General features: G+C 69.2%; 14 protein-coding genes. 5 read left to right on the top strand and 9 right to left on the bottom strand.

Annotated elements, in window-relative coordinates:
• Positions 1 to 5: 5 nt before the first annotated feature.
• Positions 6 to 587 (bottom strand): hypothetical protein, encoded by a 582-nt coding sequence (locus Q333_RS0109635; RefSeq protein WP_029416571.1) that lies wholly within the window; start codon positions 585 to 587, stop codon positions 6 to 8.
• A gap of 257 nt (positions 588 to 844) precedes the next feature.
• On the opposite strand from Q333_RS0109635, the gene Q333_RS16985 reads away from it, so the two are divergent.
• The 3 genes from Q333_RS16985 to Q333_RS0109620 all read left to right on the top strand — a co-directional run bounded on the left by Q333_RS16985 (position 845) and on the right by Q333_RS0109620 (position 2,561).
• Positions 845 to 1,450, top strand: coding sequence for a hypothetical protein (locus Q333_RS16985; RefSeq protein ID WP_051651233.1), 606 nt, complete (start codon positions 845 to 847; stop codon positions 1,448 to 1,450).
• Between the two features lie 50 nt (positions 1,451 to 1,500).
• Positions 1,501 to 2,160, top strand: a complete 660-nt coding sequence (locus Q333_RS0109625) for a L,D-transpeptidase (RefSeq protein WP_245591528.1) — start codon at positions 1,501 to 1,503, stop codon at positions 2,158 to 2,160.
• A 74-nt stretch (positions 2,161 to 2,234) separates the two neighbouring features.
• Positions 2,235 to 2,561 carry an EF-hand domain-containing protein gene (locus Q333_RS0109620; protein ID WP_029416566.1) on the top strand — a complete coding sequence of 109 codons (327 nt, stop codon included), beginning with the start codon at positions 2,235 to 2,237 and terminating at the stop codon, positions 2,559 to 2,561.
• Here Q333_RS0109620 and lepB read toward each other — a convergent pair.
• The 3 genes from lepB to gltX all read right to left on the bottom strand — a co-directional run bounded on the left by lepB (position 2,558) and on the right by gltX (position 6,244).
• Positions 2,558 to 3,331: a signal peptidase I gene (lepB, locus tag Q333_RS0109615; protein WP_029416564.1), complete on the bottom strand. Its 774-nt coding sequence runs from the start codon at positions 3,329 to 3,331 to the stop codon at positions 2,558 to 2,560. The two genes, Q333_RS0109620 and lepB, sit on opposite strands and share 4 nt — an antisense overlap.
• Positions 3,332 to 3,456: 125 nt before the next feature.
• Positions 3,457 to 4,758 carry a citrate synthase gene (gene gltA, locus Q333_RS0109610; RefSeq protein WP_029416563.1) on the bottom strand — a complete coding sequence of 434 codons (1,302 nt, stop codon included), beginning with the start codon at positions 4,756 to 4,758 and terminating at the stop codon, positions 3,457 to 3,459.
• Between the two features lie 67 nt (positions 4,759 to 4,825).
• Positions 4,826 to 6,244 carry a glutamate--tRNA ligase gene (gltX, locus tag Q333_RS0109605; protein WP_029416561.1) on the bottom strand — a complete coding sequence of 473 codons (1,419 nt, stop codon included), beginning with the start codon at positions 6,242 to 6,244 and terminating at the stop codon, positions 4,826 to 4,828.
• On the opposite strand from gltX, the gene Q333_RS0109600 reads away from it, so the two are divergent.
• On the top strand, positions 6,192 to 8,429 hold the full coding sequence (locus Q333_RS0109600; RefSeq protein ID WP_245591527.1) for a ComEC/Rec2 family competence protein: 2,238 nt from the start codon (positions 6,192 to 6,194) through the stop codon (positions 8,427 to 8,429). The genes gltX and Q333_RS0109600 overlap by 53 nt on opposite strands.
• Here the strand turns inward: Q333_RS0109600 and lexA are convergent.
• The 5 genes from lexA to Q333_RS0109575 all read right to left on the bottom strand — a co-directional run bounded on the left by lexA (position 8,410) and on the right by Q333_RS0109575 (position 11,968).
• Positions 8,410 to 9,102, bottom strand: a complete 693-nt coding sequence (gene lexA, locus Q333_RS0109595; RefSeq protein ID WP_029416559.1) for a transcriptional repressor LexA — start codon at positions 9,100 to 9,102, stop codon at positions 8,410 to 8,412. The two genes, Q333_RS0109600 and lexA, sit on opposite strands and share 20 nt — an antisense overlap.
• A gap of 70 nt (positions 9,103 to 9,172) precedes the next feature.
• Positions 9,173 to 9,550 carry a hypothetical protein gene (locus Q333_RS0109590; RefSeq protein ID WP_029416558.1) on the bottom strand — a complete coding sequence of 126 codons (378 nt, stop codon included), beginning with the start codon at positions 9,548 to 9,550 and terminating at the stop codon, positions 9,173 to 9,175.
• Complete coding sequence (trpC, locus tag Q333_RS0109585; RefSeq protein WP_029416557.1) at positions 9,547 to 10,347, bottom strand: indole-3-glycerol phosphate synthase TrpC; 801 nt, start codon at positions 10,345 to 10,347, stop codon at positions 9,547 to 9,549. The genes Q333_RS0109590 and trpC overlap by 4 nt, the downstream gene beginning before the upstream one ends.
• Positions 10,344 to 11,378: an anthranilate phosphoribosyltransferase gene (gene trpD / locus Q333_RS0109580; RefSeq protein ID WP_029416556.1), complete on the bottom strand. Its 1,035-nt coding sequence runs from the start codon at positions 11,376 to 11,378 to the stop codon at positions 10,344 to 10,346. Before trpD ends, trpC begins: the two co-directional genes overlap by 4 nt.
• Positions 11,378 to 11,968, bottom strand: coding sequence for an anthranilate synthase component II (locus tag Q333_RS0109575; protein WP_029416555.1), 591 nt, complete (start codon positions 11,966 to 11,968; stop codon positions 11,378 to 11,380). The genes trpD and Q333_RS0109575 overlap by 1 nt, the downstream gene beginning before the upstream one ends.
• Positions 11,969 to 12,075: 107 nt before the next feature.
• Here Q333_RS0109575 and Q333_RS0109570 point away from each other — a divergent pair, with 107 nt between their 5' ends.
• The gene (locus tag Q333_RS0109570) at positions 12,076 to 12,273 is read left to right on the top strand and encodes a hypothetical protein (RefSeq protein ID WP_029416553.1); all 198 of its coding nucleotides are present in this window, start codon (positions 12,076 to 12,078) and stop codon (positions 12,271 to 12,273) included.
• Positions 12,274 to 12,645: the final 372 nt, after the last annotated feature.

The following is a 12,645-nucleotide window of genomic DNA, read 5'->3' as shown; positions in this document are numbered from 1 at the left end:
GACCCTTAGGAGACGTTCAGAGGGACCCAATCATCCGGAAGTCTGTGCCACGGCTGATCCGGGAAACGAGCGGCCATCTCCTGCTTGATGAGGCGCTCCCGCCGAACTGAGCCCCCTATATGCCATGGCGCTTCCTCTTCACCGAAGTCAGCAGCCAGGCGAGGCGGGACATGAGCCTCGGCATCCCACACAGCCATGATCTCCATGTCCTGAATAGCCGGGTCCTCAACCCGCGTGTTCCAGGTGCCATCGGCTGTCCAGACCGTGACGGTCAGTGTGCCTGCGGGCCACTGCACCGAAGGGCGAGGCTCGACCAAGGCTGGCACGACGCCGAAACGACCCAGCTTTCTCCAACGGCCGCTCCTCAGTGCGGAAGTGATGCTGGGGACGCCCACGGAAAGGACCGTCATTACGGGAGTGGCGAACACGTCCGCGACTTGGATGACCTTCCTGCTTCGGCAGCGGAAAAAGCCGATCCGCCTATCGGGTGTTACCTGACCATAGTAGAGCCAGCCGCCTTCTCCGCTCAAAGCGTAGACTGACCCGCCGATCATGTCGGCGCGCGCCTTGGGGGCTTCTTCAAACATACCCGTAACGTTGCACCGCGAACGGAGTGGGGCAACGTCCGCTTTCCACCCATACCGGCCACTCGGCGCGACCGCCTGTGGGTCAAGCCCTTGAAGGCCTCGCATTTCAGATAGGTGGACCTTGGCCCAAGCTCGGGCGGTAGACAGTCGGAAAGGGTTAATGTAACCCTGATCGAGCGGGTTTCCGACGTCCCTTCAGGGTTCGCCCGTCAGGGGAAAAATGAAGTCCCGCAAGGACTTGAGAGGGGAGCTGAAGAATGGATCCGATCACGTCGATCGTGGCCTCCATGCTGATCTCGGGCGCTGCGGCGTCGGACGGTCACGGATGCTCCGAACGTCCGCATGGCTCGCATGACGCCTGCGCCTGCACCCGCGTCGTCGACTTCTACGGACCTTGGACCGGCGGCGGATATACGCCGCCGGGCGGCTGGCCGCCGCCGATCCACGTTCCGGCCGGTCCGGCCATCCATGTGTCGTCGCCCGGCTATCGCGTGATTGGCCGTCCGGTGCATGTCGCCGGACCCGTGGTGCACATCCAGGGCCCGCCGGTCTATGTGGACGCGCCGCCGATCCGCATCGCGCCGGCCCAGATCTACGTCCAGCGTCCCGAGGTCCATGTGCGGCCGTCGGAGATCATGGTCGAGCCGCCGCAGGTCTATTTCTCGGACTGCGAGGACGGCACGGTCTGCACGCCGGTCGTGGGTCACGGTGGCGGCTCGGGCACTGGCGCGCACGCGTCGGCCCACGCGGCGCCTGCAGCGCCGACAGGGGACTCCGCCGTGCTGTCGTCGCGGATGTCCCCGCCTGCCCCGCCGCCTCCGCCGCCTGTCCCGGTCTATGCTCCCCGGCAGGACCGCAACTGACGGTGACGGCCGAGGTCCACGCATGGACGACCGCGCAGACGGGCAGGCGCGTGGGCGGTAGCCGAAAGTTTGGCCGAGGAATTGGTGCCGCCGGACTGGCACTAGGGCTCATCCTTGCGGTTTCATCCCCGGCGGTCGCGCGACAGCAAGAAACGCCGGGTCAGGCGGCCGGTGCCGACCAGGGGGCCTCGCCTACCGTTCAGCGGCTGAAGTCTTGGGTTCTTGAGACCGGCGACAATCAGGGCCTGCCCTTCGTCCTGATTGACAAGGTCAATGCCCAGGTCTTCGCCTTCGACCGCGACGGGCGGCTGCTGGGGGCCACGCCGGTGCTTCTCGGTCTGGCGCGCGGCGACATCGCGCCGCCCGACATCGGCGATCGCCCGCTGTCCGCCATCGGGCCTGAGGATCGCATCACGCCGGCGGGCCGGTATTTGGCCGCGACCGGGCAGAACCTGACCGGGGCGAGCGTCCTGTGGATCGACTACGACGGCGCGCTATCGCTGCATCCGGTTCGGGGCCGGCCGGCCGATCGGCGTCTGCAGCGCCTGGCCACGCCCACGCCTGAGGACAACCGGATCTCCTACGGCTGCGTGAACGTCCCGGTCGCGTTCTATGAGGACGTCATCGCCCCGACCTTCAGAGGCACGGCGGGGATCGTCTACGTCCTGCCCGAGTCCCGCTCGATGGCGGAGGTCTTCCCCGGGGTCTGAGGCAGCGAGCCAGCGGCGTGACGGAGCGCAGTGCCGCGATGGCGCACAGTGCCGGTTCGGGTTAGGCTGCGGGCATGAGCAAGGCGCGTTCCCCCAAAAAGAGCGAGACCCTGGAGGTCCGCCTGCCGCTGGAGGCCAAGGCGGCGTTCATGGCGCGCTGTCGCGACGCCGGGCTGACCGCGAGCGAAGTCGTGCGCGATCTAATCGAGCGAGAACCCCTGAGCCGCCCCGCGCGGCTGAAGGGATGGCAGGCGGGACTGCTGGCGGCGGCGGGCATCGCCGTCGGGGCGGTGGCCGCGCCGTCGATCGCCCAGGCGCTGCCGGGGTCCCGCGCGGCCTTCGACCAGATGGACAGCAACCGCGACGGGGTCGTCACCTTCGCCGAGTTTCGGGGTCGCTAGTCGATCGGCTGCAGGAATCGGCCGGGGCGCAGTCTCGGCCAGGTCCACGGTTTCCACAGCGCGGCACCCGGCTGCCACGACGCAACCACAAGCTCCGCCTCGCCGATCAGATGGTCGACGGGCAGCATGCCGACGCCCACCTCTGGGCCCCAGCGGCTGTCCAGCGAATTGTCCCGATGATCGCCCATCACGAACAGCCGCCCAGCGGGCACGGTGACCGGCGGGCGGTCATCACCGGCCAGGTCCGGGCCGCCCTCGAAGGTGACGTAGCGGCGTCCGTCCGCCTGCCGTTCCTCTACCCGCATCACCGCTCGCGTCGGTTGATCGACGTCGAGACCCGGACCGAGAGGGCGTCGCGCCAAGGGGCGGTCATTGACCCGGATCACGCCGTCCACGAGCTCGACCCGATCCCCCGGAAGGCCGATGACGCGCTTGATCCAAGTTTCCTGGGGCCGGGTCGGATGCCGGAAGACCACCACGTCGCCGCGCTCCGGCAGGCGACCGAACAGGCGACCCGGCGGCAGGGGCGGATGGAACGGCAGGGACGCCCGGCTCCAGCCGTAGGCGGACTTTGAGACCACCAGATAGTCGCCGACCAGCAGGCCCGGCTCCATCGAGGCCGAGGGGATGGTGTAGGGCTGGAACACCGCTGTCTGAAAAACGACAGCGAGAACCAAGCTGACGCCGATGGTCCTGAGAAGGTCCAGCAGTTCAGCGATGGCAGAGGTCGGGCCGGGGACGGATGCGTCGGCTTGAGTGGTTTGGCTCATGCGGCCCAGTCAGCCCGAGACGGGGCGAACGACAAACGAACGCTTGTCCGGACGCTCCGAAATCGTGTCCGGACAAGGAAAAGGCGTCGGGGCGGGCCCGACGCCTGGTCATTCCCCCGCGAGGATCACCCCCGCGACTGGATCGGCACGTAATCCCGCTCGGTCGGGCCGGTGTACAGCTGCCTCGGACGGCCGATCTTCTGCGACGGGTCGGCCATCATTTCCTGCCACTGGGCGATCCAGCCGACGGTGCGGGCCAGCGAGAACAGCACGGTGAACATCGAGGTCGGGAAGCCCATCGCCGACAGGGTGATGCCCGAATAGAAGTCCACGTTCGGGAACAGCTTGCGCTCGATGAAGTACTCGTCGTTCAGCGCGATCTTCTCCAGCTCCTTGGCGACCTGGAACAGCGGATCGTTGGGGTCGCCGACGGCGGCCAGCACCTCGTCGGCGCTCTCCTTCATCACCTTGGCGCGGGGGTCGTAGTTCTTGTAGACCCGGTGGCCGAAGCCCATGAGCTTATATTTCTTGGCCTTCACGCCCTCGATGAACTCCGGAATCTTGTCCGGGGTGCCGATCTCTTTGAGCATGTTCAGCGCCTCTTCGTTGGCGCCCCCGTGCGAGGGGCCCCACAGGCAGGCGATGCCGGCGGCGATGCAGGCGAACGGGTTGGCCCCCGACGAGCCGGCCAGACGCACCGTCGAGGTCGAGGCGTTCTGCTCGTGGTCGGCGTGCAGGATGAAGATGCGGTCCATGGCCTTGGCCAGGATCGGATTGACCACATAGTCCTCGGCCGGGACGGCGAAGCACATGCGCAGGAAGTTTTCGGCGTAGGTCAGCTCGTTGCGCGGCGACACGAAGGGCTGGCCGATGTGGTATTTGTAGGCGCGGGCCGCGATGGTCGGCATCTTGGCGATCAGGCGGATGGCCGAGATCTCGCGCTGGCGGGCGTCGTGGATGTCCAGGCTGTCGTGGTAAAAGGCCGAGAGGGCCCCGACCGCGCCGACCATGATGGCCATGGGGTGCGCGTCACGACGAAAGCCGTCGAAGAAGCGGTCGAACTGGGCATGCAGCATGGTGTGGCGCGTGACCACGGTCTCGAACGCCTCATACTCCGAAGCGTTGGGGAGCTCGCCGTTCAGCAGCAGGTAGCAGACCTCGATGAAGTTCGACTTCGAGGCCAGCTGGTCGATGGGATAGCCGCGGTGCAGCAGGGTGCCGGCGTCGCCGTCGATGAAGGTGAGGCCGCTTTCGCAGGCCGCCGTCGAGGTGAAGCCCGGGTCGAAGGTGAAGGCGTCGGTCGCGCCGTAGAGCTTTCGGATATCGATGACGTTGGGGCCGGTCGACCCTGCCAGAACCGGCATTTCGACGGTCTTGCCTTCGTAGGTCAGGGTCGCCGTACCGGCGGGTTTGGACACGTCGCTCATCAGCGGCCCCTTTGTACTGGAGTGTCGCGGCCGGTCCGGCCGGCCGCCTCGGAAAAGTTATGGACGTTCACTTAGTCTGTTGCAGCGCATCATCCAAGCGCCCCAGAGCCTCTTCGCGGCCGAGCGCAGAAAGGATGCGGGCGATGTCGGGCGAGACGAGGCCGCCGGTCAGGACGGCGCGCATCGGCGGTCCGATCTTGCCGAAGCCGACGCCCTCTTCCTCGGCGAAGGCCTTGAGCTCGGCCTCCAGGGCGAAGACGTCCCACGACTGGAAGAGCGCCAGCCGGTCGCGCAGCCGGGCGATGCGGTCGGCGCTCTCCCCCGACAGCAGGGCGCGCGCCTTGTCGTCGAGCGACAGCGGGCGGCGCGCCAGGACGAATGCGGTCTGGTCGGCCAGTTCGATAAGGGTCTTCGCCCGGTCCTTCACGAATGGCAGGGCGGCTTGCAGGCGGGCCTCGTCGCCTTCGTGCAGGGCGCGGCCGGCGGCGAGGTGGGCGTCCAGAGTCAGCTTCGCCAGACGATCATCGGCGGCGAGGCGCAGCCAGTGGGCGTTGACGTGGGCCAGCTTGTCGAAGTCCAGCCGCGCCGGCGCCTTGCCGATGGCGTCGAGGTCGAACCAGCTCTGCGCCTGTTCGTCGGAGAACAGCTCGTCGTCGCCGTGGGCCCAGCCGAGGCGGGCCAGGTAGTTGCGCATGGCCTCGGGCAGGTAGCCCATTTCGGCGTATTCGTGGACGGCCTGGGCGCCGTGGCGCTTGGACAGCTTGGCCCCGTCCGGACCGTGAATCAGCGGGATGTGGGCAAACGTCGGGCGCGGCCAGCCCAGCGCGTCGTAGATCAGGCTCTGGCGCGCGGCGTTGTTCAGGTGATCGTCGCCTCGGATGACGTGGGTCACGCCCATGTCGTGGTCGTCAACGACGACGGCGAGGTTGTAGGTCGGGGCCCCGTCCGAGCGCAGGATGACGAGGTCGTCGAGCGCCGAGGTCTCCCAACGCACGGTCCCCTGAACCGCGTCCTCGACGACGACGGCGGTGTCGAGCGGGCGGCGGAAGCGGACGGTGTGGGGCTTGGCCAAGTCGTCGACCGTGGGCTGGCGGTCGCGCCAGGGGGAGACGAAGTCGCGGCCTTCGGCCTTGGCGGCGTCTCGCAGAGCGCCGGTGTCTTCGGCCGAGAGGAAGTCGCGGTAGGCGTGGCCGGTCTCCAGCAGCTGGTCGACGACCTCGCGGTGGCGGTCGGCGCGGGCGAACTGGAAGATGGGCTCCTCGTCGGCGAACAGCTCCAGCCAGGACAGGCCGTCGAATATCGCCTTGACCGCCTCGTCGGTGGAGCGTTCGCGGTCGGTGTCCTCCACGCGGATCAGGAACTTGCCGCCCCGACCCTTCGCGTAGAGGTAGTTGAACAACGCCGTTCTTGCGCCTCCTATGTGGAGGGAGCCTGTGGGCGAGGGGGCGAAGCGGGTGACGACGGGGGTGGAGGAGGCTGAAGGCATGGGGGAGGGGTCCGGTCGGGCCGCCCTTATAGCGCCTGATCCTCTGAATCCCAGCGCCACCAAGGCGGGCATTTCGGAGCGTGCGGTGGCGTGGCTGCGCGATCAGGCGGCGGCGCAGAGCCTGCGCTGGCGGCTGTGGGCACCGGTGGCGTTCGGCGGCGGGGCGGCGATCTATTTCGCCCTGAAGACCGAGCCGCCGCTTTGGCCGTTGGCGCTGGCGGCGGTGGTTGCAGCGGGCGCATGGTTGGTGGCGCGGCGAGTAGGGGCGGGACGGGCGGTGACGCTGCCGTTGATGCTGCTGGCGTTTCTGGCGCTGGGGCTGGCGGTGGCAAAGGTCCGCACTGAGCGGGTGGCGGCACCGATCGCTGCGGCGCTGGCCGAGCCGACAGTGGTCGAGGGCTGGGTGCTGGACGTCGACAGTCCGGGCGATCGGGGGCACCGGGTGGTGCTGGCGCCGGTGCGGATCCGGGGGTTGGCCCGCGAGGAGACGCCGATCCGGCTCAGGGCCACGGTGCGGGGCGAGCCGCCGCGTCCGGGGGAGGCGATCCGGCTGTTCGCCATTCTCAATCCGCCGCCGCCTCCGGCCAGTCCGGGAGCCTATGACTTTGGGCGGAACGCCTTCTTTCTCGGCATGGGCGGGACGGCGTTCGGTCTGGGCGAGACGCGGGCGGCGGCGCTGCCCGAGCCGCCGGACGGGCTGAAGCGGACCATGGCGATCAATGCGGCGCGGTTTGCGCTGGCGGAACGGATCGTGGCGCGGCTGGGGGAGCGGACGGGCGGGATCGCGGCGGCGATGGTCACAGGGCACGAGACCTGGATCGCGCGGGAGGACCTGGACGCCATGCGCGACAGCGGCCTGGCGCACATCCTGTCGATCTCGGGCCTGCATATGGCGATCGTGGGCGGGTTCGTCTTCTTCGGCGTCCGGCTGGGGGTGGCGGCGTGGCCGTGGCTGGCGCTGAGGGTCAACGGCAAGAAGATCGCGGCGATCGCGGGGCTGATCGCCGTTTGGAGCTATCTCGTGGTGTCCGGCGGGCCGCCGCCCGCGCAGAGGGCGGCGATCACGGCGTCGGTGGCGTTTGCGGCGATCCTGCTGGATCGGCCCGCGATCACCATGCATGCGCTGGCGGTGGCGGCCATGATCGTGCTGCTGATCCAGCCCGAGGCCATCGTGACGCCGGGGTTCCAGATGTCGTTCGCAGCGACGGCGGCGCTGGTGGCCCTGTCCGAGAGCTGGCCGCCTCGGCCCAGGGACATGGGCGTGCCGTGGCCGATCGCGGCGGTGCAGAACGTGCGCCACTGGCTGGTCGTGGCGGTGGTGGCCAGTCTGGTGGCGGGGCTGGCGACCGGGCCGTTCGCGATCCAGCATTTCAATCGGGCGGCGGTGTTCGGGCTGGTGGCCAATCTGGCGACCTCGCCCATCGCCGACTTCGTGATGATGCCGATGCTGGCGCTGGGGGCCGCGCTGGAGCCGCTGGGGCTGGGCGCGCCGTTCCTGTGGGTGGCGGGCAGGGGCGTGGATGCCATGCTGGCCGTCGGCCGCTGGACGGCGGGGTTGCCCGGCGCGGTGGTGACGGTGGCGAGCGCGCCGGATTTCGTGCTGCCGATCGCGTTCCTGGGCGTGCTGTTCCTGTGCCTGTGGAAGGGGCGGCTACGGTGGCTGGGCCTGCCGTTCGCATGCGCGGTCCTGGTCTGGCCGAGGGCGGAGACGCCCACGCTGTGGATCGGGGACGCGGGCACGAACGCGGCGTGGAGCGAGGACGGGCGGGCGGTGGTGGTGCGGCCCGGAGTGCGGGAGTTCGCGGTCGATCTGTGGTCGCGACGGCGCGGGCTGCAGCTGACGCCGAGACCGGCGGAGGGGTGGGCCTGTCAGCGGACGGCGTGCGCGCCGACGGATGGGGCAGCGCCGGTGGCGCTGTGGTGGGGGAAGCGGGAACCTGACGCGGTTCAGCTGGATGGACTGTGTCGAGCGGCGGAGGTGGTGAGCGTGCGGGCGGTCGTCAACGCCTTGCCGCCGTCCTGCGCGGATCGGCTGGTGCTGGACGGCGTCGACTTCGCGGGGGGCGGGGCGGTCGAGCTGTGGCGCGGCGGGGACGGCTGGCGGGCGCTGTGGACGGCGGACGTACGGGGCGACCGGCCGTGGAGCCGGATCGGCGATCCGGACGTCAGTGATACCGGCGGATGAGGCCCACCAGCTTGCCTTGCACCTCGACCTGGTCGGGGCCGAAGATGCGGGTTTCGTAGTTGCGGTTGGCGGGCTCCAGAGCGATGGAGCCGCCCTTCTTGCGCAGGCGCTTCAGCGTCGCTTCCTCGCCTTCGACGAGGGCGACGACGATCTCGCCGGACGTGGCGGTGTCCGACTTCTTGATGACGACCAGATCGCCGTCGAGGATGCCGGCCTCGATCATCGAATCGCCCTCGATCTCGAGCATGTAGTGCTCGCCCGCGCCCAGCATGGCCTCGGGCACTGAGTAGCGGCCGTTGTCGCCCTGGAGCGCGGCGATGGGGGCGCCGGCGGCGATCTTGCCGACCAGGACCAGTTCGCGGGTGTCGTTGGCGGCCTCGACCGGCTGGCTGCGTCCGCCGCCCTCGATGACCGCGGGCGTGAAGCCGGCGCGGCCGCGGGGCGCTCCGGCCGTGGCCTGTTCCGGCAGCTTCATGACCTCCAGCGCCCGGGCGCGGTGGGCGAGGCGGCGGATGAAGCCGCGTTCCTCCAGCGCCGTGATCAGGCGGTGGATGCCCGACTTGGACGCCAGATCCAGCGCCTCCTTCATTTCGTCGAAGGAGGGCGAGACGCCCGTCTCCTTGATGCGTTCGTGGATGAACATCAGGAGTTCGTGCTGTTTGCGCGTGAGCATCGGACGTCGCCTTCAGAACAAGTCGTGAACCGTTGGCGATGTTCTGTAAGTGTTCTTGGTGAATGTCAACTTAACGGGAGTTGGTCGGGGTGACGTCGATTGGCGGGGTGAAATCACAGGTGAGCAGGTCGAGGTCGCCGCAGCCATCGAGGTAGCTGTACGCCTCGATCATTTTCGCAAAGCCGTCCTCGACGTAGAGCAGGAATTGCAATGGATATCGTTGGGGGCCGACGAGACTTTCAGCCCATCCGGCGGGGCTTCCCGACACGTCCGCTTTCGGCTGCGAGCGGTCCACGTCGAAGTAGGTGAAGAAGCCATAGCCCGTGAATTCTCGAGAGGTCACTCGTGCCGTCGCAAGCTGAGCCAGCAGAGAGTCGCCGCCGTCAGAGCTGATCTGGCGCGCGATCAGCGATGCGGCGGCGTATTCCAGTGGCGAAAGATCCGTCACGAGCTTCCAGCGCCCAGTAGCTCCCGCGTCGCCTCTTCGACATCGGCCTGACGCATCAGGCTTTCTCCGACCAGAATGGCGCCGGCACCGGCCTCGGCGACTGCGGCGACGTCGGCGGGAGTGAAGATGCCGCTTTCGGCGACCAGCAGGGCGTTGGGCGGAGCGAGGTGCGCCATGCGGGCGGTGGTGGCGAGGTCGACCTCGAAGGTGCGCAGCGACCGGTTGTTGACGCCGATCAGCTCTCCGCCCAGCGAGGCGGCGCGGGCCATCTCGGCCTCGTCGTGGGTCTCGATCAGGGCGTCCATGCCGAATCGGCGGGCTTCGGACAGCAGCTCGGCGGCGAGCGAATCATCGACCATCGACAGGATGATCAGGATGCAGTCGGCACCCAGCGTGCGGCTCTCGGCCACCTGCCAGGGGTCGACCAGGAAGTCCTTGCGCAGGCAGGGCAGGGCGACGGCGGCGCGGGCGGCAACCAGATAGGCGTCGTCGCCCTGGAAGCTCGGCCCGTCGGTCAGGATCGACAGGCAGGCGGCGCCGCCTGCCTCATAGGCGCGGGCCAGGGCTGGCGGGTCGAAGTCGGCACGGATCAGGCCCTTGGAGGGGCTGGCCTTCTTGACCTCGGCGATCAGGGCGGGGCGGCCGGGCTCGGCGCGCTTGCGCAGGGCGGCGGTGAAGCCGCGCGGCATGCCGGCGACCAAGGCGAGCGATTCGATCTCGGCGAAGGGGCGCTCGCATTTGCGGGCGGCGACGTCCTCGCGCTTGTAGGCGGCGATGTGCTCAAGAATGTCGGTCATGCCTCGAGCGCCTCGGCGGGGGCGGAGGTAATGCGGGCCAGCGTCTCCAGCGACCGGGCGGCCGAGCCGTCGTCGATGGCGCGGGCGGCCTGCGCCACGCCGTCCTTGAGGTCGACGGCACGGTCGGCGACGACCAGGGCGGCGGCGGCGTTCAGCAGGACGACGTCGCGATAGGGGCCGGGGGCCCCGGCGAGCAGGGCGCGCAGGGCCGCAGCGTTCTCCTCGGCGTCGCCGCCGCGCAGCTCGGCGAGGGTCGCGCGGGGCAGGCCGGCGTCCTCGGGCGTGATCTGGAAGCGGCGGACGGCGCCGTCCTTCCATTCGGCGACGTCGGTCGGGCCGGTGGTGGTGAGCTCGTCCAGACCCTGGCCGTGGACGGTCCAGGCGCGGACAGCGCCCAGCCGGCCCAGCACCTCGACGAGAGGCTCCAGCAGGCGGGGGTCGTAGACGCCCATAACCTGTCGGCGGGCGCCGGCGGGGTTGGACAGAGGGCCCAGCAGGTTGAAGACGGTGCGGAAGCCGATCTCGGCCCGGATCGGCGTCACATGGCGCATGGCCCCGTGATAGGCGGGGGCGAAGAGGAAGCAGATGCCGGCTTCGTCCAGCGCCTGCTTCTGGCGCTCGGCCGGGGCCATGAGGTCGACGCCGAGCGCGGCCAGCACATCGGACGATCCGGATTTGGAGCTGAGCGCGCGGTTGCCGTGCTTGGCGACCTTGAGGCCGGCGCCCGCCAGCACCAGGGCGGCGGCGGTGGAGATGTTGAAGGTGTGGGCGCCGTCGCCGCCAGTGCCGCAGGTGTCGATGACGTCGAAGGGGGTCTCGAACGGGGCGGCAGCCGAGCGCATGGCGCGGGCGAAGGCGGCGATCTCGGGCACGGTCTCGCCCCGAATGCGGAGCGCCGTGACGGCGGCGGCGACCTGGGCTGGGGTCGGCTCGCCGCGCAGGCAGGCGGCGAAGAAGTCGCCGGCTTCCGCCTCGGTCAGGACCTGGCCGTCGACCAGCTTGGCCAGCAGAGGCTTGATGGTGTCGGACATCAGACGACCGCGAGGCGCCGGACGTTGGCGAGGTCCAGGAAGTTGGCGATCAGGTCGTGGCCGTGCTCGGTGGCGATGGATTCCGGGTGGAACTGGACGCCGTGGATGGGCCGCTCGTGGTGCTGGACGCCCATGATCTCGCCGTCCTCGGTCCAGGCGGTGACGTCCAGCGTATTGGGCAGGGTGGCGCGGCTGACGGCGAGGCTGTGATAACGGGTGGCGGTAAAGGGGCTGGGCAGGCCCTTGAACAGGCCCCGGCCGTCGTGGGTGATCCGCGAGGTCTTGCCGTGCATCAGGGTCTTGGCGCGGATGACGTCGCCGCCGAAGGCCTGGCCGATGGCCTGATGGCCGAGGCAGACGCCCAGGATCGGCATGTCGTCGGGCGCGGTCGTCAGGATGGGCAGGCAGATGCCGGCCTGGTCCGGGGCGCAGGGGCCGGGCGACAGCAGCACGGCCTCGGGCTTGAGAGCCCAAGCCTGTTCCACCGTCAGGTCGTCGTTGCGGATGACATGCGTCTCCGCGCCCAGCTCCGCGAGGTAGTGGACGAGGTTGTAGGTGAAGCTGTCGTAGTTATCGACGACGAGGATCATGGGCCGCTTCTAGGGGCTGGCTTTGCTGTCGCCAAGCGAGGAGACGCGGCAACCCTTGGTTAACCGAATGGGCGTGAGGTCGCAGATGAAGCGAGGGAGCGCCCGCTATGGCCGATGCGATGACCCAGATCCAAGCCGCGCGCGGCGTGTTGATCGCGCCCGAGACGAAGGCCGGGGCGCTGGGCCTGCTCGGCGCGACGGCGCTGGCGGCGACGGCGGCGGTGCTGCTGGCGGGCGTAATGGTGCTGGGGCCGGGCGTAGTGATCGAGGATCCGGCCGTCGCGGTCGCTGATCCCACGGGATAACAGACACGTCTCATCGCTCTTCCGCTGTGAACGGGATGGGGAAGCGACGGAGCCTGGGCGGTCGCCCGGAACCGATGTGGCCCCCTGCTTTCGCGTTGCGGGGACCGGAGATGTTTTTCGGCTCGCGCCGAGGCTCCGTCGCGATCGGTGCTCGTGAGCAGTCGGACGCGGGCTTCGTGCGACCTGTCGGGTTTGTGTCGTTGTCGACCCCGAACCTTTACGCCGCTTAGACCCTTTTCCAACCGAGGCCCACGGCGGGCGGAGGGTCTCAGGTCCCTCCGGGCTCCGCGGTTTCAGCCCCGCGGACAATCCCGCGCCGCCCCGACCCGATGTCCACAGTCCCAGCCTCCAGCCGGAAAAGGGAGCGTGGCC

This window comes from Brevundimonas bacteroides DSM 4726, from assembly GCF_000701445.1.
Lineage (GTDB): Bacteria > Pseudomonadota > Alphaproteobacteria > Caulobacterales > Caulobacteraceae > Brevundimonas > Brevundimonas bacteroides.
This window is presented reverse-complemented; position numbering and strand designations above follow the sequence as displayed.